This window comes from Yersinia alsatica, from assembly GCF_025133195.1.
Lineage (GTDB): Bacteria > Pseudomonadota > Gammaproteobacteria > Enterobacterales > Enterobacteriaceae > Yersinia > Yersinia alsatica.
Window position 1 is genome coordinate 2,970,862 of record NZ_CP104006.1, and the last position, 20,758, is coordinate 2,991,619.

Below are 20,758 nucleotides of genomic sequence, written 5' to 3' on the forward strand. Positions count from 1 at the left end.
TTTATTAGAGCCTCTGAGTAGGCACTACTTGCGGGTTTTGATTAAGTCCGGCATTTTTAGGTAAACCTGTAGATTTTTATAAGAGTGTTGAATATTAGATTTTCAGTTATTGAGCTTGTATGCGCGGCTTTAGATGGCTGTATTTCTACATAGTTAACAATTTATATAACATTAATTTATATACCCAAAGAGTGCGTAGTTGCAGCTAACAAGCTGGTGGCTTCAAGCTCTAAGGGGATAACTACAAGCGGGCCATACCGGCCAGAGGAAGAGGAAACAATGCCACATCTCGCAGAGCTGGTTGCCAAAGCTAAAGCAGCCATAGAAGATGCCCAGGATGTTGCCGCGTTGGATTTGGTACGCGTCGAATATTTAGGCAAAAAAGGCCATTTGACCCTGCAAATGACATCGCTACGTGAGCTGCCAGCTGAAGAGCGCCCAGCGGCAGGCGCAGTCATTAATCAGGCGAAACAAGAAGTACAAGAAGCACTTAATGCTCGCAAAGATAAGCTGGAATCAGCCGTTCTGAATGCTCGATTGGCAGCTGAAACTATTGATGTCTCTTTACCAGGGCGTCGTATGGAAAACGGTGGGTTACATCCAGTAACCCGCACTATCGATCGTATTGAAACCTTCTTTGGTGAATTGGGCTTTTCGGTGGAATCCGGCCCTGAAATCGAAGATGACTATCATAACTTCGATGCATTAAATATTCCGGCTCATCACCCAGCTCGCGCAGATCACGATACTTTCTGGTTTGATGCGACCCGATTGCTGCGCACGCAGACTTCAGGTGTGCAGATTCGTACCATGCAAGGCCAACAGCCACCGATTCGTATTATCGTGCCGGGCCGTGTTTATCGTAATGATTATGACCAAACACACACACCGATGTTCCATCAAATGGAAGGGCTAATTGTTGACCGTGACATCAGCTTCACCAATTTGAAAGGCACTTTGCACGACTTCTTGCGTAACTTCTTTGAGGAAGACCTGCAAATTCGCTTCCGCCCGTCTTATTTCCCATTTACTGAACCGTCCGCTGAAGTGGATGTGATGGGTAAAAATGGCAAATGGCTTGAAGTGCTGGGCTGCGGCATGGTGCATCCAAATGTGTTGCGAAACGTCGGCATCGACCCTGAGGTTTATTCAGGCTTTGCATTTGGTATGGGGATGGAGCGCTTAACGATGCTGCGTTACGGCGTCATCGATTTGCGGGCCTTCTTCGAAAATGATCTGCGTTTCCTCAAACAGTTTAAGTAAGGCGGGAATATCTCATGAAATTCAGTGAACTTTGGTTACGCGAATGGGTAAACCCAGCCATTAGCAGTGATGATTTAGCCCATCAAATAACTATGGCCGGTTTAGAAGTTGATGGTGTAGAGCCAGTCGCCGGCGAATTTAATGGTGTGGTTGTTGGCCACGTCGTTGAATGTGGCCAGCATCCAAATGCAGATAAATTGCGAGTCACCAAAATTGATGTAGGCGGTGACCGTTTATTGGACATCGTTTGTGGTGCACCTAACTGCCGTCAGGGCTTGAAAGTTGCTGTTGCCACTGTGGGTGCCGTTTTGCCGGGCGATTTCAAAATTAAAGCCGCAAAACTGCGCGGCGAGCCATCCGAGGGCATGCTGTGCTCTTTCTCTGAACTGGCTATTTCAGAAGATCACGATGGTATTATTGAGTTGCCTGCTGATGCGCCAATTGGTGTTGACCTGCGCGAATATCTGCATCTGAACGATAAAACCATCGAAATCAGTGTTACGCCAAACCGGGCCGATTGCTTAGGTATTATCGGCGTAGCGCGCGATGTGGCGGTAGTAAACCAATTGCCATTAACCGAGCCAGACATGAGCCCGGTTGCAGCCGCCATTACTGACACTTTCCCTATCCGCGTAGATGCTCCACAAGCTTGTCCACGCTATCTGGGACGCGTAGTTAAAGGGATTAATGTCAAAGCTGCGACGCCACTGTGGATGCGCGAGAAGCTGCGTCGCTGCGGAATTCGTTCAATTGATCCGGTTGTTGACGTCACCAACTTCGTCTTGTTGGAATTAGGTCAGCCGATGCATGCGTTTGACCTTGACCGTATCGACGGTGGGATTATTGTCCGTCTGGCGGCGGAAGGTGAAGAGCTGACACTACTGGATGGTACGAAAGCCAAACTGAATGCCGACACTCTGGTTATTGCTGATCAGCAAAAACCGCTGGCGATGGCTGGTATTTTTGGTGGTGAACATTCTGGTGTTAATGAAGAGACCCGCAATGTATTGCTGGAATCGGCATTCTTTAGCCCACTGTCAATTACCGGGCGTGCGCGCCGACATGGTCTGCATACTGATGCTTCTCATCGTTATGAGCGTGGTGTGGATCCTGCGTTGCAACATAAAGCCATTGAACGCGCTACACGTTTGTTGCTTGATATCTGCGGCGGAGAAGCCGGCCCGGTTATTGATGTGACCGCAACGGCTGAATTGCCAAAACGCGCCACTATTACGTTGCGTCGTGAAAAACTGGACCGCCTGATTGGTCACCACGTCCCGTCAGAGCAAGTTAGTGACATTCTGCGCCGTCTTGGTTGTCAGGTAACAGAACTGGGTTCTGACTGGCAGGCAGTAGCCCCAAGCTGGCGTTTCGATATGGAAATCGAAGAAGACTTGGTGGAAGAAGTTGCCCGCATCTATGGCTATAACAATATTCCAGATGTGCCAATTAAAGCTGATCTGATCATGACGAAACATCGTGAAGCCAAGTTATCACTCAAGCGAGTGAAGACCGCTTTGGTCGATCGCGGCTACCAGGAAGCAATTACTTACAGTTTTGTTGACCCTAAAGTGCAAGCGTTACTGCACCCGCAGCAAGAAGCCTTAATCTTGCCAAGTCCGATCTCTGTTGATATGTCTGCAATGCGGTTGTCATTGTTGACAGGTTTACTGTCGGCGGTAGTGTATAACCAGAATCGTCAGCAATCTCGCTTGCGTTTATTTGAAAGTGGCTTACGCTTTGTACCTGATAGTACAGCAGATCTCGGGGTTAGACAGGATCTCATGCTAGCCGGTGTAATTGCTGGCCACCGTTATGATGAACATTGGGATCTGGCGCGTCAGCCGATCGACTTCTATGATTTGAAGGGCGATTTGGAAGCAATTCTGGAACTTACCGGCAAATTATCTGATGTTCAATTCCGTGCAGAAGCTCATCCTGCACTGCATCCTGGGCAGAGTGCTGCAATTTATTTATCAGGGGAACACATTGGTTTCATTGGTGTAGTTCATCCTGAACTGGAACGTAAGCTCGATCTAAATGGTCGCACTGTGGTGTTTGAAGTGCAGTGGAACAAGCTCGCAGACCGCGCCGTGCCTCAGGCCAGCGAGATTTCGCGCTTCCCGGCAAACCGTCGTGATATTGCCGTTGTAGTGGCTGAAAACGTTCCCGCAGAAGATATTTTGGCGGAGTGTAAGAAAGTTGGCGCAAATCAGGCAGTTGGCGTAAACTTGTTTGATGTGTACCGTGGCAAGGGCGTAGCAGAAGGTTATAAGAGTCTGGCTATTAGTCTGGTGTTGCAGGATACCGCCCGTACACTGGAAGAAGAGGAGATCGCCGCTACTGTCGCAAGATGTGTAGAGGCGTTAAAACAGCGATTCCAAGCATCCTTGAGGGATTGAACCTATGGCGCTTACTAAAGCTGAAATGTCAGAACATCTATTTGAAAAGCTAGGGCTTAGCAAACGAGATGCCAAAGATCTGGTTGAGTTATTCTTTGAAGAGGTACGTCGTGCTCTTGAGAATGGCGAACAGGTCAAACTGTCTGGCTTTGGCAATTTTGATCTGCGAGACAAGAACCAACGTCCGGGCCGTAATCCGAAGACGGGTGAGGACATTCCTATTACGGCGCGCCGTGTGGTGACTTTCCGTCCAGGACAAAAGCTAAAAAGCCGGGTAGAGAGTGCCACTCCAAAAGAGTGAGTATTTTCAGAACAAAAGGCCGCGCAAGCGGCCTTTTTCTTGTCTGTAACTTATTGAAATACGTTGATTTTATTTTAATGATGTCCACATCCTGACCGCAGGTTCGGGGTATTCTTCTTGATTTGTGTTTCTACCTTTAGTCTTGAGGTGGGATCTTAAAAACCAATAGAGCTGATTTGAAATGGAATTTTCAGGATTAGGCAAAGGGCTTCAGCATTTAGTTTGTTTAGCAAAAACTCTGTACAAAAAGAGAGTAAAAATAGTTGTCTATCTTGTCATCGTTGGATTTTTTTTCCCTTGTATTGCATTCTTTTGGGACGGGGGAAGTGGATCTAGCGAAATGTTCGAATCAATGGTGGGCAGTTACACTATTTTTGTAATCCTGGTAGGTCTAGTATTTATTTTCTCTTTTCTATTCAAGCGGCAGTGTATTAAATGGAATTTAAATAGAAGTTTCTCTTTATATGAAATCTTGGATGAATTATGTAGCTTGCTTGGAAATATTTTATTAATAATAAGTGGTTATTGCTGCTTTAAATTCTTAACACATGATGTCTCTGATCGGCATTACTACGGGCTCATGTCTATAGTCATACTGTATCTATATGCATTATTAGAATACATTTCAAACGGCTTACTGGATGAATGTGAGCGAAAAACAAAAGAAAGAGCAGACAAAAAAGCCCGCACGCGGCAGGCTAATTGAAAACAGCTAAGTATTAAAACGCTAAATCAAACTGGTCATCATCCAAATGCCCCGGAAAAAACAGATCGCGGGGTAGGGTGGCGGTATTATTGCGGCTGGGTTGAGACAGGATTTTATCGACGGATTGCAGCGTGGTAAACGTACAGCTGCATAACAGGTTCTGGCATTGGTGGTAATTCTCTTTGGTATTGGCGGTTATCATTCTGCTGGTACGGGTGCGGGTGACGGCACCACATTGTGGGCATGACATCATGATAATAACTCCAACCTTTTTCGTGCTTGGCTAAAGTATAACCTATTCATTCCCTGAATTCTTTTACTCTGTTTCTTCCCCGGCCATGTCCAAATTAGTGATTTTCACTTCAAAATTTAGCGCAGTAGTAAAACCATTATCCCCAATAGTGTGCGTGACCTGGGTAATTATCCAATCTGCCTGATCAATCTCTGGTTTAAATCCCTGCATCACGGCGGGCAGTTCTGGGAATAAATCAGCCCTACCGCGTGCCAGTGTCATGGAAAATTCAGCCGCACCCCGTTGTAGCTTCGACCAACGAGCGGCAGCGGCGCGACGGGCGGCTCGTTCTGTCTTGAACGTTTCCCGCATCACAAAAACATTGCCCTCGACACCTTCCAGATAATTTCCCTCTTTGCTACTGGAGGCCGGGGTTTTGACTTTCGGTGGTGTTGCGGTTTTCCGCTTGCGGCGAACACTGGTTTTTTGCGGCTTGCCGTAATTGAGATCCAGGCAGTAGGCAGTAACGCCGGTGTAGGCGTCGCGGTCAGCCACCCGAAAGCTGTGTTTGTCACCACTGGCGTGGGTGATGGCCGGTACTCGACCGTCAGCGCTGCGGGCGTGGGCTTCATAGGCTCCGGTCGGCCCGGCGACACTCAGGGCTTCAAAGGCTTGCGGAATGCGCAGACGAAAATCAGTATCGGACTCCATCACCGCCGCTACCGGCGGAATGGCCTCATTGTTGGCCGGAGTAATGACCAGGCGACTGACGTTATTATTGGCCTCCAACTGATCCAGATCACCACTGTTGGCATAGGCCACCATCACCGCCTGTGCGGCCTCATTAACTCGTTGACGCAGTACCAGCTCACGGTAGGTGCTTTCCTGCAATAACTTGGTGATGGGTTCTGATTCCAGCGTCAGCGTTTGCATGACGGCGTTCTGTTCCTCAAGGGGATACAAGGCGATAAAGGCCGCCTTTCGTTCGGCCAGCAGGGTTTCATAATCCCGTGATTCAACCACCAAAGGAGCGGGCAACTGGGACAGGTCAATCACATTCATGCATCACCCCCAATCGGGATCGCCAGATTAAACGTGTCAGCCAGATCGGTGCGCTGGCCGTGAAGTTCCAGTGTCATTTTCCCCGCGTTCGGTTCCGTCAATATCACGCGGGTGAGTACGATACGCGGCTCCCAACGCATGATGGCTCTGTAGGCCGCTGACATGGCTTTCAATCGCAACAGCGGGTTCTGCGGGTCGTCTAACAGGTCAGACAACAAAGAGCCATAGCCGCGCCGCATACACCGGGTGGTGACTGGCGTGGTCACAATGTCGGTAATTGACTGGGTAATATGATCCATATCGGTAATGCGCCGCCCCGTTTGGGCGTTCATGCCTAAATACATCATGTGTTTGGCCCGTAAGTGTTTTCTCCACCACGCTGCACGCCGCCGTGGTTATGACTATCAATCACCACACCATTGGATGAGAACGTGCCACCAGTGTGTTGAATGTCGCCGCTCATCTGGCCGCCGCCGGTTACTTTCAGTGCGCCGGTGTCGGCGTTGTACTCAATTACTGCGCCGTCGGGGTAGGCGGTGTGTTGGGTATTGGCGGCCGTCGTTGGGGCAGAAATGCTTTTCTGATTCAGGGACGCAATAGCCACACCGGCGGACAGTTCACCGCCAGCGGCCAAAATAATTACCTGTTCCCCTTCGGTCGGCGGCCACCATATGCGGGCGTTTCCGGCACGACGGGCAGACCATGGCAACCAGTCGGTCAGTAACTCACCACAGCGCACGCGGGCCATGGGCGGATCAAGGGTTAAATTCACCTGTTCCACGATACCGAAACGGATCAGATTCATTATCAGGCGATAGATTTCGGCGTTGGTCATGGTGGTCAATACTCGTTATTCAGCGTAACGGTATTGTTTACGCGCGCGGGCAGAGGCACAACGCGCGGCAGTTGTAGGGGGGCTGTGACAACTTAATTTATACCCGTCATCTTTCAAGATGCAGGGTTGTTGGCTGCCATCACTCACCCAAGTCATTGAGTTATCTCAACTCCTTGGATTCATTCCGTTGCCGCCTACCTGCAACTCGAAATCTATTGGGTATAGCGGGAAATGTCGGTGTGGTTTAACGAATACAGCGGGCGAAAATCTCAGTCATACGTTGATAACGGCAATGGTAGCCCTCAATATTGGCTTGAATCCATTCATCGGGGCTTATGCCAGCAAAGGAGATTTGAAAGCCGCAGTTGATAACCATATGTTCGAACAGTAACCGCTGCGCCCGGCCATTACCTTCACGGAAAGGGTGGATAACATTCAGGTCAGAATAGTATTCTGCCAGCTTTACAATCAGCGAATCATAGGGCAGGCCAATCAGATAATTCTCTTGCGCCAATTGGCTAAATAGCCGGTTCGCTTCAGGTTCAATGCGATTGGTATTGCAGAATCGGGTGTTGCCTTCGGAAATATCAATGGTACGCAGCTTTCCGGCCCAATGATAAATATCGCCAAATAGGGCTTGATGCAATGAGCGCCAGTAAAGTAAATCATAGGGTGGGGGGCTAAATTCGATATCCATAATCGCCAGCTCGGAAAAATCTTTTTCCATCTCAATAAATTGGTCGTCATCAGTAATACCCAATTTATTGATTAATACCTGGCTGTGCGGATAAGTGTAAGGATCTGGGCCATCGCCGTATTTATCGCTATTCACCGCGAACTCTGCTGGCTTTTAGCGGCATATTTATTAATCAAGTTTTGTTTCAGTTTAGCCCTTTCATTCTTTGACGCTGGCAGGGTTTGATTAGAGCTGTTTAGGCCTTCCAAACGCATACTTTGTCGATAGTTGTCTAACTTCACACGATCAAAGTACTGTTTTTTTTCAGCCTGGCTCGTCATTACAATAGCCATTACCATCTCCGGGAGTGCGTATAGAATGCGAATGAAACAAATATACGCGATCTTGCGGAGTTTTTCACCCTGACCGCAGTTTATGGCTGGGCGATAAAATCAAATACCTGACTGATCACGTTATCGCTGTCTTTGGCGGTGATGCCGAGCAATTGGCGGGCCGGATAGTCCGCTTTCACATACGGGTTCACCTGGTCGGTGCCACCGTATTGGTGTATCTGGGCAATTTTAGCCGCGACACCGGCAGAATCGGGCAGTGCCTGAAGGCGTAAGAATGTGGCATTGCGTAAGCGGCGAAACATCGGTTGTTTTTTACTGGTGCGTTTGGTGGAGGCTTGTGCCTCGACCGACAAAAACCGGTCAATATCGACACGGTTAAAGGTGCGGATAGCGTTACGGTCATTATCCCAGCCGGTTATCTGGCGCTTATTGCCCGACCAGTTTTTCAGGTCGTGCACCGTGCCCTGGTAAATAAACCGCAGGCGTTTTTGCACGGTTTTAATGCTGTCTTTGCGTTTGGTGTATGGTGAGTCGTCGGCGTTTAATTGCTGACGAATACGCTGTTGTTGACCACGGCGCAAGGTGATGGAAATATCGCGGCTTAATTTATGCCGAGCGCCAGATTTCCCACGATTAATCAGGTGTTGTAAATACTGTTCCAGTTCCTGAAATTCGTTATCCATGTGCCTCTTTTTGTTTGTGGCCAACACAATCATTTTTGTCTGTGCTCGATATCAGCCCACCCATGGCGGATTGTCCTTTTATCCAGCCAGATAGCCAGCCTGTCGGGGTTCTCCCGCAGATAAGGCACCGCCTGACTCAGTGCGGCGCGCAGCAGATCGGGTATTCCTTGCTGGCAGGTCAGTACGGTAGAGCTAATACCGAAGTCATGGGGTTGCTAAATTTTAATGCTGCTTACAATTTTATTATCAAAACACGATCCACAAATTGCCCAAATCACTTACGCAATAGTAGGTTTTACCACGCAACGGCACGCATGCCAGTGATTGCTTTATGCGTAAACTATTGATTTTAAAAGAGTGTCTTGGCCGCGCAAGCGGCCTTTTTCTTTTTCAGCTTTACTCCCTAGGAAGGAGTGGTATTTATTGTTACTGGCGCGGATGCTATTTATCAGCAAACATTCGAGGTCCAATACGAGGAAGTGCTATTTGAACACTACCTGATGCGCTTTAACTGTTTTCGCAGTGGAAAAGAGGGCAGATAATGTCATTAGTGTGATGGAACACATCACTTATCGATAAAAATATTAAGGATTAATCTTAATTTCTAATAGAGTAAACACGTAATTAATTAGGACTGATGCATTATCACAATAATAAGAAAGTTTGATTAAAGTATCCGAGATGATAAATTATTTAATATCAATAAAATATAAATTAGATTTTTCTTATTGAAAATAACTTAATACACCTCGGGCACATTTAGCCTAAAGTGACTAGTTATTATAATGCATGCCTGGACCTCTACCATGACCACCGCCGCCATGCCCGCCACCTGGAGGTGGGAAGATACAGCAAGCGGATAATACTGAACTCAGTAAGAGCACACTTAGCATTAGTGTTACACGTCGCATTCTATTTATCTCATCGTTAAATTATGGGGGTAAATACGAGCGACAATTGTAATTCAATATAAAAGTAGCCACTGTCAGTTCAGTGTTAAGATGTGTTAGAAACAGTCGTGAGCAATAATATCAGCTATGAAATGATTGTATGGATATCGTAAGAATTATGCAATGAAATAGAAAATGGAAAGTTATCTCATAGAAGGAAGATATTTACGCTGATATATATTTATCAACTGTTAATAATACATTCGGACTTATATGAAAAAATATCTCTTGCTACTGGGTGTTCTGTCGTTAATGCCGCTGGCCGTGCAGGCAGATGTGTCACTTGATATCAATATGCCCGGTGTCAGTTTGCACTTAGGCGATCAAGATAACCGTGGTTATTACTGGGATGGCTATGATTGGCGTCCGCCACAATGGTGGCATGAACACCGAGGTGCTCATATTGGTGATCGTAATGAGCGAGGCTATTATTGGGATGGAGGTCGCTGGCAGCGTCCACCTGAGCATGATGGCCGCAACCCGTTCCGTGGGCAAGAACATGGGGAGCAACGGCATAATGACCACGATGACCATGGTAATCAGCCAAGACATAATGAAAATAACGGGCACGGGCAACCGGGTAATCATGGCGGGCAGGGCAACAATGGCCTGCAAGGTGGTTCAAATAGTCATGGCAGCCCAAATAATGGTGGTGGCCGTGGAGGTCAGCAGGTTTACCCGCCACAGAATAATGGTAATCGCTGATATCCCTGACTTTTTGCGAGATGCTGGCGGAGGTTTGCGACAGAGCGGCAGCGCGAAATATAGTGGGCATTGCCAATAATAGATGAGCGCTAATTTTGCCTCTAAAAATCAGGGGCAAGATTAGCGCTTTCTATCAAAAAAAGTCATATTTTTCATGCAAATCTTCCCCTTCTTACATTAACCCCCTAATATACCCTTCATCTTTCAAGTTGCAGGTGTGTTGGCCGTAGACAAACACCCAAGTCACTGACTTGAGTAAATTCATTGAAATTTTCTTGTTTGCCGCCTTCCTACATATTGAGGTCTATTGGGTATCTCAGTGCCTAATAGAAATCTGATATCTTCAGGTAAATTCTGAGGTAATGGCCGAGGATGTAATGCAGACCAGTCAGTTATTTACCGCACTTCAACAGCGGCAACAACAGCGTGATCACCGTTATATCAAAGGATTAGTGGTTACATTGGTCTTAGCGCTGGCCATCAGCTTGTGTGCCGGTGACATTTGGCTTTGGCCAACACAGTGGTTTAGTGAATACGGGCAATTATTTGTCTGGCAGTTGCGCATGCCCAGAGCTTTGGCTGTCATGATGGTGGGGGCCAGCCTTGCTGTCTCTGGTGCGGTTATGCAGGCTTTATTTGAAAATCCGTTGGCAGAACCGGGCTTGTTAGGGGTGGCAAATGGCGCCGGTGTCGCGCTGGTTATGGCCGTATTATTGGGCCATGGATTGCTGCCTATCTGGTTTCTGAGCGCTTGCGCTATTGCCGGGGCTTTATTAATGACAGCGCTGCTACTGGGTTTTGCCCGGCGGCGTTTATTAACCAATGCTCGCCTGCTATTGGTTGGCGTTGCCTTGGGAATTGTGTGTAGTGCCATTATGACTTGGGCCGTCTATTTCAGTACCAGTCTGGATTTACGCCAGTTAATGTATTGGATGATGGGCGGATTTAGTGGTATTGACTGGCGACAGCAAGGATTGGTGTTAGCACTATTACCTATTGTGGTATGGCTCTGCTGTCAGGGCCGAGTACTTAATTTCATGTCTCTTGGTGAGCAGCAAGCAAGGCAATTAGGTATTCCTCTTCATCTGTGGCGCAATTTATTGGTATTGGCAATTGGCCTACTCGTTGGTATCAGTGTTGCTTTGGCTGGCGTTATCAGTTTTATCGGTCTGGTTATCCCGCATATCTTGCGGTTAACAGGTTTAACTGATCAACGCCGATTATTGGTCGGATGCGCATTGGCGGGAGGAGGGATATTGTTGCTGGCTGATGTCGTCGCGCGTATCGCGTTATTCTCCGCTGAATTACCTATTGGTGTTGTGACTGCTACATTAGGTTCGCCACTATTTATCTGGTTGCTGACCAGAGTGAACCGTGTAAAGTGATCTGCCTAGCGCAGATTTATACGCCTGTGGGTTCATCTGTTTATTATTGCTGAATAAGGATTCTTCCCGATGAGTCATACAATTTATTCCATTCCGGTAAAAACCATTGAAGGCCAATCAGTTAAACTGGAACAGTATAAAGGTTCGGTTTTGTTGGTGGTTAATGTGGCCTCTCAATGCGGTCTAACCAAACAATATGAAGGCTTGGAAAATCTGTATAAGACATACAAGCAGCAAGGGTTTGAAGTGTTGGGTTTCCCAAGTAACGAATTCGCCGGACAAGAGCCGGGTAGCGATGAAGAAATTCAGGCATTCTGCCGTGGTACGTTCGGCGTTGATTTCCCAATGTTTAGCAAAATTGAAGTTAATGGCCCGCAACGTCATCCTTTATATCAGCAATTGATTGCGGCGAAACCGGCGGCAGTAAAACCGGAAGGCAGTGAGTTTTATCAGCGGTTGGCAAGTAAGGGCCGTGAGCCGAAACAGGCCGGTGATATTCTGTGGAATTTTGAAAAATTCTTAATTGGCCGGGATGGTGTAGTACTTGAACGCTTTGCTCCGGATATGACGCCAGAAGATCCTATTTTGATCAGTGCGGTGACTCGGGCATTGGCCGCTCACTAATACCGATGGAAAAATTATTCTAATGCTATTGCAACTCAGCGATGTCAATGTAGAAACTCGCCTGGCACCTTTTTCATCTGAGGTAAAAGCTGGGTTGCAAATTCATTTGATCGGGCCAAATGGGGCAGGGAAAAGCACTTTGCTGGCTTCACTGGCTGGCCTGTTACCTGCGGGTGGCGATATTGTTCTGGTAGGAAAATCGTTACCACTCTATTCAGGGAATGAATTGGCCCGGCTGCGCGCATATTTATCTCAGCAGCAATCGGCGCTGACAATGATGCCAGTTTTCCAATATCTTTCTCTCTATCAGCCCGCGGGCGTCGCTGTGGAAGCCGTAGCAGAGACGATTGGCTACCTGTGTCAAAAGCTACGATTAACGGATAAATTATCACGAATGCTGTCACAACTTTCCGGTGGTGAGTGGCAACGTGTTCGTCTTGCTGCCGTATTTTTGCAGGTTTGGCCGGATATTAATCCAGACAGCAAATTGTTATTACTTGATGAGCCTTACACTGGCTTAGATGTAGCACAGAAGGTTGCATTGGACGGCTTGTTGCGTGAGTTTTGCTCTGCTGGGCGCAGTGCAATAATCAGTGCACACGACCTTAATCATACTTTGCAACAGGCTGACCAAGTTTGGTTAATGGCCAGTGGGAAGGTGTTGGCGCAAGGAGAGACTCAGCAAGTGATGGAAGCCAATATGTTGTCTGAAGTATTCGAAGTCGATTTCCAAATTCATAGTTTTAATCAACAGAATTGGATCATTACAAAAAGCGGTTAAAGCTTACATTTACCTATTTATCTGAGTTCGGTTGGTCGAATTAATATCCTTTAATTATGATTTCCTCACTAATTATTATAGTTCCTGTCGCTGCATGTCTTAAACGCTAAAATAGCGCAACCCACCATTATAGTCACTGATATCAGTTTGTGCTATTTAATTGATTTTTCATGCAAAAAAAATAATTTCAATATGAATTAATTACTGAAAATATATTCACAAAAAACGCCTATCTTAAGGTTTATTTAAGGTTAATAGGCTAAAGTTATTCCTAGTAAATGAAGAGTCTATCTGATTAGCGTTTAGTTTCCGTTAACTTACGTGGGCATATAGTTGCCCAAAGCTCAAAGTGTCCTAGGGATTTTTATCAATGCAGAATTTTTTGCCTTTTTCTCGTCCAGCAATTGGTTCGGACGAAATTAATGCGGTAGTAAATGTGCTAGGTTCCGGTTGGATTACTACAGGCCCGCAGAATCAGCAGTTAGAAACTGACTTTTGCGCGGCATTTGGATGCAAACATGCCATCGCTGTCTGTTCTGCCACCGCAGGGATGCATATTACGCTGATGGCGCTAGGAATCGGCCCCGGCGATGAAGTGATTACACCGTCCCAAACCTGGGTTTCAACACTAAATATGATTGTGTTGCTGGGCGCAGAACCCGTCATGATTGATGTTGATCGCGATACCTTGATGGTCCGCGCAGCTGATGTTGAAGCCGCAATTACGCCGAAAACCAAAGCTATCATTCCGGTTCATTATGCTGGCGCACCTTGCGAGCTTGATGCCTTACGTGCAATTGCCCAACGACACGGCATTCCATTGATTGAAGATGCAGCCCATGCTGTCGGCACCCGTTATGGTGATAAATGGATTGGTGAGGAAGGTACCGCTATTTTCTCTTTCCACGCAATTAAGAATATAACTTGCGCTGAGGGCGGTTTAATTGCAACGGACGATGATGAATTAGCCGCCAGAGTTCGTCGTCTCAAGTTCCATGGTTTAGGTGTCGATGCCTTTGACCGCCAAATTCAAGGGCGTAGTCCGCAAGCTGAGGTTGTTGAACCCGGTTATAAATATAATTTATCTGATATTCATGCCGCTATCGCAGTGGTTCAACTCGGTCGCCTGTCTGAAATCAATGCCCGTCGGCAAGAATTGGTGGCCCGCTATCATCTGGCATTAGCCGACTCTCCCTTACAACCATTAGCTGTTCCTGATTATTCCCATCAGCATGCATGGCATCTTTTTATGGTGCGTGTTGATGAAGCGCGCTGTGGTATTGACCGGGACACATTGATGGCTCGCCTGAAAGAGTTCGGAATCGGTACTGGTCTGCATTTTCGTGCGGCGCATACCCAAAAGTACTACCGCGAACGCTATCCTTCTTTGCATTTACCTAATACCGAATGGAATTCCGCCAGATTATGCACATTGCCCCTTTTCCCCGACATGCTGAATAGTGATGTTGATCGGGTGGTTGATGCATTAGCAACTATTATAGGGCCGCGCCGTGTTACAGAATGAACAAATAAAGAAAGTCTCAGTCGTTATTCCTGTTTATAACGAGCAAGAAAGCCTGCCTGCATTAATACAACGAACATCGGCTGCTTGTAAATTACTCAGCCAACCATACGAGATTATTCTTGTAGATGATGGCAGTAGCGATAGTTCAGCCGAACTTTTGACGGCAGCCGCTAACGAACCAGACAGTTGCATTATTGCTGTTTTGCTTAATCGAAATTATGGTCAACATTCAGCCATTATGGCGGGATTCAATCAGGTTAGTGGTGATTTGGTTATTACTCTGGATGCTGACTTGCAGAATCCGCCAGAAGAAATCCCACGGCTGGTCAGTGTTGCAGAAGAGGGTTATGACGTTGTTGGGACTGTTCGTGCCAACCGGCAAGACTCGCTGTTTCGCAAAACAGCCTCTCGCATGATCAACATGATGATTCAGCGCGCTACTGGGAAATCAATGGGTGACTATGGCTGCATGCTTCGTGCCTATCGTCGTCACATTGTTGAAGCGATGTTACACTGTCACGAACGCAGCACCTTTATTCCTATCTTGGCAAATACCTTTGCCCGCCGCACCACAGAAATTACCGTTCATCATGCAGAGCGTGAGTTTGGTGATTCGAAATACAGCCTGATGAAGCTCATCAATCTGATGTATGACCTGATTACTTGCCTGACGACAACTCCGTTACGTTTATTAAGTCTGGTTGGCAGTGTCATTGCACTTTCGGGTTTCACTCTGGCAGTGCTGCTGGTGGTTTTACGTTTGGTATTTGGCCCTGAATGGGCTGGCGGCGGCGTCTTTACATTATTCGCCGTGTTGTTCATGTTCATTGGTGCCCAATTTGTTGGTATGGGGCTACTCGGTGAATATATCGGTCGTATTTATAACGATGTACGCGCGCGTCCACGTTATTTCATACAGAAAGTGGTCGGCGCTGAGCAGACCGAAAATAATCAGGAAGTAGAGAAATGAAAGCGATTGTATTTGCCTATCACGATATTGGCTGTGTTGGACTGAAAGCACTGGTCGAAGCTGGGTATGATATTCAGGCAGTATTTACCCATACTGATTCCCCTAATGAGAATCGCTTTTTCTCTTCAGTTGCCAGAGTCGCTGCTGATCTAGAACTCCCGGTATTTGCGCCAGAAGATGTTAATCATCCGCTGTGGATTGAACGGATTCAGCAAATGCAGCCTGATATCATTTTCTCTTTCTATTATCGCAATATGATTTGCGATGAGATTTTGTCATCAGCCCCACGCGGTGGCTTCAATCTGCACGGCTCTTTATTACCGAAGTACCGTGGGCGCGCACCTATTAATTGGGCGCTAGTCAATGGCGAGAAAGAAACCGGTGTTACTCTCCATAAAATGGTCAAAAAAGCCGATGCAGGCCCGATTGCTGGGCAACATAAAGTTATTATCAGTGATGCCGACACCGCCTTAACATTACATGCAAAAATGCGCGATGCGGCCCAAGAGTTGCTGCGTGACTTATTGCCTAAAATGAATAATGCATCATTGCATTTAGTGCCACAAAAAGAAGCCGATGCGAGTTATTTTGGCCGTCGTACTGCCGCTGATGGTGAAATACATTGGCAAAAATCCGCATCAGCAATTAATAACCTGGTGCGGGCGGTAACTGAGCCTTACCCAGGTGCTTTCAGTTACCTTGGGCAGCGCCAACTCATTATCTGGCGTTCACGTCCATTGGATATCACACACGGTAAGGCTCCTGGTACTGTGTTATCGACCTCTCCACTGGTTATTGCTTGTGGCGAAGGGGCGCTGGAGGTTGTTGCCGGGCAGGGTGAGGCCGGCTTATATGTTCAGGGCAGCCGTTTGGCACAAGATATGGGCATTGTCACCGATGTCCGTTTAGGTAATAAACCTAGCAAAGCCCAGAAAAGACGTACGCGCGTATTGATCCTTGGTGTTAATGGTTTCATTGGTAATCATTTAACTGAGCGCTTGCTACGTGATGACCGCTACGAAGTTTATGGTTTAGATATTGGTTCTGATGCCATCAGTCGTTTCTTGGATAATCCTTATTTCCATTTCGTCGAGGGTGATATCAGTATTCATTCCGAATGGATTGAATATCATATTAAGAAATGTGACGTTATCCTGCCATTGGTTGCTATTGCGACTCCAATTGAATATACCCGCAACCCGCTGCGTGTCTTTGAATTGGATTTTGAAGAGAACCTCAAGATTGTCCGAGATTGCGTAAAATACAATAAGCGCATTGTCTTCCCATCCACGTCCGAAGTTTATGGCATGTGTGATGATAAAGAGTTTGATGAAGACAGCTCGCGCCTAATTGTTGGGCCAATTAATAAACAGCGCTGGATTTACTCGGTATCTAAGCAATTACTGGACCGAGTTATTTGGGCCTACGGCGCAAAAGAAAACCTCAAGTTTACTTTGTTCCGTCCATTTAACTGGATGGGGCCACGATTGGATAACCTTGATGCCGCGCGTATTGGTAGTTCTCGTGCCATCACGCAGCTTATTTTAAACTTGGTTGAAGGTTCGCCAATTAAATTAGTTGATGGCGGTGCGCAAAAACGCTGCTTCACTGATATTCATGATGGTATTGAAGCGTTGTTCCGTATTATTGAAAACCGTGATGGTGCTTGTGACGGTCAAATCATCAATATTGGTAACCCGACCAATGAAGCCAGTATTCGTGAACTGGCAGAAATACTGCTGAGCAGTTTTGAACAGCATGAATTACGTGACCATTTCCCACCGTTTGCTGGCTTTAAAGATATTGAAAGCAGTGCATATTACGGCAAAGGGTATCAGGATGTGGAATATCGCACGCCAAGTATCAAGAATGCGCGCCGTATTTTGCATTGGCAGCCGGAAATTGCGTTGCAACAGACGGTTACTGAAACATTGGATTTCTTCCTACGTGGGGTTGTCCAGGAACAGAATGAAAGCTCAAAGGATGACGCTCACGTATGAAGCAGGTTGGTTTAAGAATCGATGTGGACACCTACCGTGGAACCAAGGAAGGTGTGCCATCGTTACTTGCAGTGCTTGAAAAGTATGATGTGAGTGCCAGCTTTTTCTTCAGTGTCGGACCGGATAACATGGGGCGCCATTTGTGGCGCCTTTTCCGTCCCCGCTTCTTATGGAAAATGCTGCGCTCGAATGCCGCCTCACTGTATGGCTGGGATATTTTGCTGGCGGGTACGGCCTGGCCAGGGAAAAAGATTGCGAAAGATTTTGGCCCATTGATGAAAGAGACTTTGCAGGCGGGGCATGAAGTTGGCTTGCATGCTTGGGATCATCAGGGCTGGCAAGCGAAAGTCGCATCATGGTCAAAACAGCAACTGGCTGAACAGGTGCAATTGGGAGTTGATGCATTGCAGCATAGCATTCAGCAACCTGTTACCTGCTCGGCAGCAGCGGGCTGGCGGGCTGATGAGCGTGTTTTAGCCATAAAGCAGCCGTTTTCTTTCCGCTATAACAGTGACTGCCGTGGTACTCATCCTTTCCGCCCATTATTACCTGATGGCAACCTAGGTACGGTACAAATTCCAGTGACTTTACCCACTTATGATGAAGTGGTCGGCAGCGAAGTCCGTGCTGAGGATTTTAATGATTTTATTATGAATGCCATATTGCATGACAGCGGAACTCCGGTTTATACCATCCATGCCGAGGTTGAAGGGATGTCGCAAGCCGTAATGTTTGAACAATTATTGGTCATGGCAAAAAAATACGACATTCAGTTTTGTCCCCTTGGGGCTCTATTACCTGAAAATCCAGATTCACTGCCGGTGGGTAAAGTTATTCGCGCTGCTTTCCCGGGGCGAGAAGGCTGGTTAGGGTGTCAGTCAGATATAAAGGATGCGCAATGAGGCTGTTAAAAGGAAGTGGGGCAGCCCTACTGGCGTTGTTCTTTGCATTGGTCTATTTATTACCTGTTAATAGCCGCCTATTGTGGCAGCCGGATGAAACGCGCTATGCGGAAATTAGCCGGGAAATGCTGCAACGTGGCGACTGGATTGTGCCCCATCTATTGGGTATCCGCTATTTTGAAAAACCTATTGCGGGATATTGGTTTAATAATATTAGTCAGTGGATATTCGGTGATACTAATTTCGCCGTACGATTTGGCTCAATTTTTAGCACGGCGTTGAGTGCTGTATTAGTTTATTGGCTAGCGACTTTATTGTGGCGTAACCGCTCAACATCGGTGTTGGCGACCTTAATTTATCTTTCGATGTTGTTGGTATTTAGTATTGGCTCTTATGCTGTGCTAGACCCGATGATTTCATTGTGGCTCACCGCGTCGATGTTCTGTTTCTATCTCACTCTGCGAGCTGAAACTGCGAAACAGAAAATAGTGGCTTACCTGTTGCTTGGTTTGGCGTGCGGCATGGGCTTTATGACCAAAGGTTTTCTGGCTTTGGCCGTGCCGGTTATTGCGGTATTGCCGATTGTCATACAGCAGAAAAGAGTAAAAGAACTTATTATTTTTGGCCCGCTCGCGATAGTGAGTGCGGTGATAATAAGTTTACCGTGGGCATTAGCCATTGCTCAGCGGGAGCCGGATTTCTGGCATTACTTCTTCTGGGTTGAACATATTCAGCGGTTTGCAGAAAAAGATGCTCAGCACAAAGCCCCTATGTGGTATTACTTGCCGGTGCTGTGTTTAGGTGTTTTACCGTGGCTGGGATTATTACCCGGAGCCTTACTGAAAGGGTGGCGCGAACGGGTGGCAAGGCCTGAGTTATTCTTTTTACTCAGTTGGGTATTAATGCCATTGATATTTTTCAGTGTGGCGAAAGGGAAGCTACCGACTTATATCTTGCCTTGTATGGCTCCGTTATCCCTACTGATGGCTGCCTATGCAACAGATTGCGCCAATAATATGCGCATGCGCGCACTGAAGATTAATGGTGCAATAAATCTTATTTTTGGTCTGGTCTGCGCATTGGCGGTGCTGGTTATTGGTATGGGGTTGGTAGCACATCTGGTCGCCTACGAACCGCATGAGCATCTGAAAGTCATTCTGGCGACACTTGCTTTTGCTGGATGGGGGCTGGTGGGCTTTGTAACCTTACGCAATAATGCCCGTCATTGGCGCTGGGCGGCGGCGTGCCCATTACTGTTTATATTACTCGTCGGTTATTTAATTCCCCAGCAGGTCATTGACTCTAAACAGCCGCAGAACTTTATTCAGCAGAATTTTGATGAGCTTAATAACAGCCATTATGTTTTAGCTGATAGTGTTGGCGTTGCGGCAGGGCTGGCGTGGGAATTGAAACGTAGCGATATTCTGATGTTCAGTGAAAAAGGTGAGCTAACATACGGGTTGAACTATGCCGACAGTGAACATCAATATATCAGTGAGAAAGATTTCAGCCAATGGCTCGCCCAGGCGAGGAAACAAGGCGATGTATCGCTGGTGGTTCAATTATCTCGCAACGAAGAGCTTCCAGCTGATTTACCGGCAGCAGATAAGGTTAACTTGATGAATCGCTTGGCACTTTTGTGGTATCAAAAAACGCCATGATAAGTTATGTGCTCTTGATAATGGTCAGTTTATTGACCTGTGCGGGGCAATTATGTCAGAAGCAAGCCGCGCAATGTTGGGAGGGGCCAGCAGAAACACGGCTGGCTCCGACCTTGCGCTGGTTCGCTTTCGCGGTGCTGCTCCTCGGGTTGGGGATGTTGCTATGGCTACGCTTATTGCAACATCTTCCGCTGAGTGTGGCTTATCCGATGCTCAGTTTTAATTTCGTTTTGGTAACTTTGGCGGCTCAACTGTTTTATGGCGAGGAGACGACGCCGCGCCATTGGCTGGGTATCGCCGCTATTATGTTTGGTATCTTATTGATTAGTTGGCATCTATGAAAGGTTATGGCTGGGGTGTAGGCAGTGTGGTGTTGGTGACGATTGCCCAGTTAATGCTGAAATGGGGCATGATGAATACGCCATTAATGTCTTTAGCTGATATTAATGGCCAATTTTTAATGAACCACCTAACACAATTAATTGCCGTAATATGCGGGTTATTTGGTTATGCCTTATCCATGCTGTGTTGGTTTTTTGCGCTAAGATATTTGCCGCTTAATCGTGCTTATCCATTATTAAGCCTCAGTTATGCGCTGGTCTATTTAGCGGCAGTATTACTACCTTGGTACCATGAACCTGTCACTTTATTAAAAACCATCGGGTCAGGTTTTATTCTATTAGGTGTATGGCTGATACATTCAAAGCCGAAAAAAAGCGATTAAATCTATTATCTTATTCAT

The 20,758-nt window shown here is 46.8% G+C and carries 23 protein-coding genes; 15 read left to right on the forward strand and 8 right to left on the reverse strand.

Annotated elements, in window-relative coordinates; translation table 11 throughout:
• Nucleotides 1–279 precede the first annotated feature (279 nt).
• From pheS to N0H69_RS13255, 4 genes are all read left to right on the forward strand, one after another.
• Nucleotides 280–1,263 (forward strand): phenylalanine--tRNA ligase subunit alpha, encoded by a 984-nt coding sequence (pheS, locus tag N0H69_RS13240; protein WP_050151140.1) that lies wholly within the window; start codon nt 280–282, stop codon nt 1,261–1,263.
• 14 nt (nt 1,264–1,277) lie between these two features.
• Nucleotides 1,278–3,665: a phenylalanine--tRNA ligase subunit beta gene (gene pheT / locus N0H69_RS13245; protein ID WP_050134545.1), complete on the forward strand. Its 2,388-nt coding sequence runs from the start codon at nt 1,278–1,280 to the stop codon at nt 3,663–3,665.
• Nucleotides 3,666–3,669: 4 nt separating this feature from the next.
• A complete protein-coding gene (gene ihfA, locus N0H69_RS13250) occupies nt 3,670–3,966 on the forward strand; it encodes an integration host factor subunit alpha (protein WP_002211830.1) in 297 nt (98 codons plus the stop codon).
• A 181-nt stretch (nt 3,967–4,147) separates the two neighbouring features.
• Nucleotides 4,148–4,672 carry a hypothetical protein gene (locus N0H69_RS13255; protein ID WP_050151142.1) on the forward strand — a complete coding sequence of 175 codons (525 nt, stop codon included), beginning with the start codon at nt 4,148–4,150 and terminating at the stop codon, nt 4,670–4,672.
• A 13-nt stretch (nt 4,673–4,685) separates the two neighbouring features.
• Here the strand turns inward: N0H69_RS13255 and N0H69_RS13260 are convergent, their stop codons facing one another.
• The 8 genes from N0H69_RS13260 to N0H69_RS22325 form a co-directional block, all read right to left on the reverse strand.
• The gene (locus N0H69_RS13260) at nt 4,686–4,925 is read right to left on the reverse strand and encodes an ogr/Delta-like zinc finger family protein (RefSeq protein ID WP_050151143.1); all 240 of its coding nucleotides are present in this window, start codon (nt 4,923–4,925) and stop codon (nt 4,686–4,688) included.
• A gap of 63 nt (nt 4,926–4,988) precedes the next feature.
• A complete protein-coding gene (locus tag N0H69_RS22270; protein WP_050151145.1) occupies nt 4,989–5,966 on the reverse strand; it encodes a contractile injection system protein, VgrG/Pvc8 family in 978 nt (325 codons plus the stop codon).
• Nucleotides 5,963–6,298 carry a GPW/gp25 family protein gene (locus N0H69_RS13270; RefSeq protein ID WP_253272093.1) on the reverse strand — a complete coding sequence of 112 codons (336 nt, stop codon included), beginning with the start codon at nt 6,296–6,298 and terminating at the stop codon, nt 5,963–5,965. The genes N0H69_RS22270 and N0H69_RS13270 overlap by 4 nt, the downstream gene beginning before the upstream one ends.
• Before the next feature lie 11 nt (nt 6,299–6,309).
• Nucleotides 6,310–6,801, reverse strand: coding sequence for a phage baseplate assembly protein V (locus N0H69_RS13275; protein WP_172665425.1), 492 nt, complete (start codon nt 6,799–6,801; stop codon nt 6,310–6,312).
• A 244-nt stretch (nt 6,802–7,045) separates the two neighbouring features.
• Nucleotides 7,046–7,633: a putative adenosine monophosphate-protein transferase Fic gene (locus N0H69_RS13280; protein WP_050151148.1), complete on the reverse strand. Its 588-nt coding sequence runs from the start codon at nt 7,631–7,633 to the stop codon at nt 7,046–7,048.
• The gene (locus N0H69_RS13285) at nt 7,630–7,830 is read right to left on the reverse strand and encodes a YhfG family protein (RefSeq protein WP_253272094.1); all 201 of its coding nucleotides are present in this window, start codon (nt 7,828–7,830) and stop codon (nt 7,630–7,632) included. Before N0H69_RS13285 ends, N0H69_RS13280 begins: the two co-directional genes overlap by 4 nt.
• Before the next feature lie 80 nt (nt 7,831–7,910).
• Nucleotides 7,911–8,513, reverse strand: a complete 603-nt coding sequence (locus N0H69_RS13290; protein ID WP_050151149.1) for a phage virion morphogenesis family protein — start codon at nt 8,511–8,513, stop codon at nt 7,911–7,913.
• A 29-nt stretch (nt 8,514–8,542) separates the two neighbouring features.
• Nucleotides 8,543–8,641 carry a hypothetical protein gene (locus N0H69_RS22325; RefSeq protein ID WP_446053754.1) on the reverse strand — a complete coding sequence of 33 codons (99 nt, stop codon included), beginning with the start codon at nt 8,639–8,641 and terminating at the stop codon, nt 8,543–8,545.
• Nucleotides 8,642–9,676: 1,035 nt separating this feature from the next.
• Between N0H69_RS22325 and N0H69_RS13295 the strand changes: the two genes are divergently transcribed.
• The 11 genes from N0H69_RS13295 (at nt 9,677) to arnF (ending at nt 20,740) form a co-directional block, all read left to right on the forward strand.
• The gene (locus tag N0H69_RS13295; RefSeq protein WP_050121249.1) at nt 9,677–10,168 is read left to right on the forward strand and encodes a DUF2502 domain-containing protein; all 492 of its coding nucleotides are present in this window, start codon (nt 9,677–9,679) and stop codon (nt 10,166–10,168) included.
• 377 nt (nt 10,169–10,545) lie between these two features.
• Entirely contained in the window at nt 10,546–11,553 is a 1,008-nt protein-coding gene (gene btuC / locus N0H69_RS13300) for a vitamin B12 ABC transporter permease BtuC (RefSeq protein ID WP_050145959.1), read from the forward strand.
• Between the two features lie 69 nt (nt 11,554–11,622).
• On the forward strand, nt 11,623–12,177 hold the full coding sequence (locus N0H69_RS13305) for a glutathione peroxidase (RefSeq protein WP_050107182.1): 555 nt from the start codon (nt 11,623–11,625) through the stop codon (nt 12,175–12,177).
• Nucleotides 12,178–12,199: 22 nt separating this feature from the next.
• Nucleotides 12,200–12,958 (forward strand): vitamin B12 ABC transporter ATP-binding protein BtuD, encoded by a 759-nt coding sequence (gene btuD / locus N0H69_RS13310; RefSeq protein WP_050151150.1) that lies wholly within the window; start codon nt 12,200–12,202, stop codon nt 12,956–12,958.
• 370 nt (nt 12,959–13,328) lie between these two features.
• The gene (arnB, locus tag N0H69_RS13315; RefSeq protein ID WP_050107180.1) at nt 13,329–14,483 is read left to right on the forward strand and encodes a UDP-4-amino-4-deoxy-L-arabinose aminotransferase; all 1,155 of its coding nucleotides are present in this window, start codon (nt 13,329–13,331) and stop codon (nt 14,481–14,483) included.
• Nucleotides 14,470–15,453 (forward strand): undecaprenyl-phosphate 4-deoxy-4-formamido-L-arabinose transferase, encoded by a 984-nt coding sequence (gene arnC, locus N0H69_RS13320; protein WP_050107179.1) that lies wholly within the window; start codon nt 14,470–14,472, stop codon nt 15,451–15,453. The genes arnB and arnC overlap by 14 nt, the downstream gene beginning before the upstream one ends.
• Nucleotides 15,450–17,453 carry a bifunctional UDP-4-amino-4-deoxy-L-arabinose formyltransferase/UDP-glucuronic acid oxidase ArnA gene (arnA, locus tag N0H69_RS13325; RefSeq protein ID WP_050151151.1) on the forward strand — a complete coding sequence of 668 codons (2,004 nt, stop codon included), beginning with the start codon at nt 15,450–15,452 and terminating at the stop codon, nt 17,451–17,453. Before arnC ends, arnA begins: the two co-directional genes overlap by 4 nt.
• Complete coding sequence (gene arnD / locus N0H69_RS13330; protein WP_050107177.1) at nt 17,450–18,355, forward strand: 4-deoxy-4-formamido-L-arabinose-phosphoundecaprenol deformylase; 906 nt, start codon at nt 17,450–17,452, stop codon at nt 18,353–18,355. Before arnA ends, arnD begins: the two co-directional genes overlap by 4 nt.
• The gene (arnT, locus tag N0H69_RS13335; protein ID WP_050151152.1) at nt 18,352–20,016 is read left to right on the forward strand and encodes a lipid IV(A) 4-amino-4-deoxy-L-arabinosyltransferase; all 1,665 of its coding nucleotides are present in this window, start codon (nt 18,352–18,354) and stop codon (nt 20,014–20,016) included. The genes arnD and arnT overlap by 4 nt, the downstream gene beginning before the upstream one ends.
• Nucleotides 20,013–20,357 carry a 4-amino-4-deoxy-L-arabinose-phosphoundecaprenol flippase subunit ArnE gene (gene arnE / locus N0H69_RS13340; protein ID WP_050107175.1) on the forward strand — a complete coding sequence of 115 codons (345 nt, stop codon included), beginning with the start codon at nt 20,013–20,015 and terminating at the stop codon, nt 20,355–20,357. The genes arnT and arnE overlap by 4 nt, the downstream gene beginning before the upstream one ends.
• Nucleotides 20,354–20,740, forward strand: a complete 387-nt coding sequence (gene arnF / locus N0H69_RS13345; protein WP_050107174.1) for a 4-amino-4-deoxy-L-arabinose-phosphoundecaprenol flippase subunit ArnF — start codon at nt 20,354–20,356, stop codon at nt 20,738–20,740. Before arnE ends, arnF begins: the two co-directional genes overlap by 4 nt.
• Nucleotides 20,741–20,758: the final 18 nt, after the last annotated feature.

Excerpts from the sequence above, each read along its gene's own strand:
- pheS (WP_050151140.1), top strand. The coding sequence starts at position 280 with ATGCCACATCTCGCAGAGCTGGTTGCCAAAGCTAAAGCAGCCATAGAA.
- pheT (WP_050134545.1), top strand. The coding sequence starts at position 1,278 with ATGAAATTCAGTGAACTTTGGTTACGCGAATGGGTAAACCCAGCCATT.
- ihfA (WP_002211830.1), top strand. The coding sequence starts at position 3,670 with ATGGCGCTTACTAAAGCTGAAATGTCAGAACATCTATTTGAAAAGCTA.
- N0H69_RS13255 (WP_050151142.1), top strand. The coding sequence starts at position 4,148 with ATGGAATTTTCAGGATTAGGCAAAGGGCTTCAGCATTTAGTTTGTTTA.
- N0H69_RS13260 (WP_050151143.1), bottom strand. The coding sequence starts at position 4,925 with ATGATGTCATGCCCACAATGTGGTGCCGTCACCCGCACCCGTACCAGC.
- N0H69_RS22270 (WP_050151145.1), bottom strand. The coding sequence starts at position 5,966 with ATGAATGTGATTGACCTGTCCCAGTTGCCCGCTCCTTTGGTGGTTGAA.
- N0H69_RS13270 (WP_253272093.1), bottom strand. The coding sequence starts at position 6,298 with ATGAACGCCCAAACGGGGCGGCGCATTACCGATATGGATCATATTACC.
- N0H69_RS13275 (WP_172665425.1), bottom strand. The coding sequence starts at position 6,801 with ATGACCAACGCCGAAATCTATCGCCTGATAATGAATCTGATCCGTTTC.
- N0H69_RS13285 (WP_253272094.1), bottom strand. The coding sequence starts at position 7,830 with ATGGCTATTGTAATGACGAGCCAGGCTGAAAAAAAACAGTACTTTGAT.
- N0H69_RS13290 (WP_050151149.1), bottom strand. The coding sequence starts at position 8,513 with ATGGATAACGAATTTCAGGAACTGGAACAGTATTTACAACACCTGATT.
- N0H69_RS13295 (WP_050121249.1), top strand. The coding sequence starts at position 9,677 with ATGAAAAAATATCTCTTGCTACTGGGTGTTCTGTCGTTAATGCCGCTG.
- btuC (WP_050145959.1), top strand. The coding sequence starts at position 10,546 with ATGCAGACCAGTCAGTTATTTACCGCACTTCAACAGCGGCAACAACAG.
- N0H69_RS13305 (WP_050107182.1), top strand. The coding sequence starts at position 11,623 with ATGAGTCATACAATTTATTCCATTCCGGTAAAAACCATTGAAGGCCAA.
- btuD (WP_050151150.1), top strand. The coding sequence starts at position 12,200 with ATGCTATTGCAACTCAGCGATGTCAATGTAGAAACTCGCCTGGCACCT.
- arnB (WP_050107180.1), top strand. The coding sequence starts at position 13,329 with ATGCAGAATTTTTTGCCTTTTTCTCGTCCAGCAATTGGTTCGGACGAA.
- arnA (WP_050151151.1), top strand. The coding sequence starts at position 15,450 with ATGAAAGCGATTGTATTTGCCTATCACGATATTGGCTGTGTTGGACTG.
- arnD (WP_050107177.1), top strand. The coding sequence starts at position 17,450 with ATGAAGCAGGTTGGTTTAAGAATCGATGTGGACACCTACCGTGGAACC.
- arnT (WP_050151152.1), top strand. The coding sequence starts at position 18,352 with ATGAGGCTGTTAAAAGGAAGTGGGGCAGCCCTACTGGCGTTGTTCTTT.
- arnE (WP_050107175.1), top strand. The coding sequence starts at position 20,013 with ATGATAAGTTATGTGCTCTTGATAATGGTCAGTTTATTGACCTGTGCG.
- arnF (WP_050107174.1), top strand. The coding sequence starts at position 20,354 with ATGAAAGGTTATGGCTGGGGTGTAGGCAGTGTGGTGTTGGTGACGATT.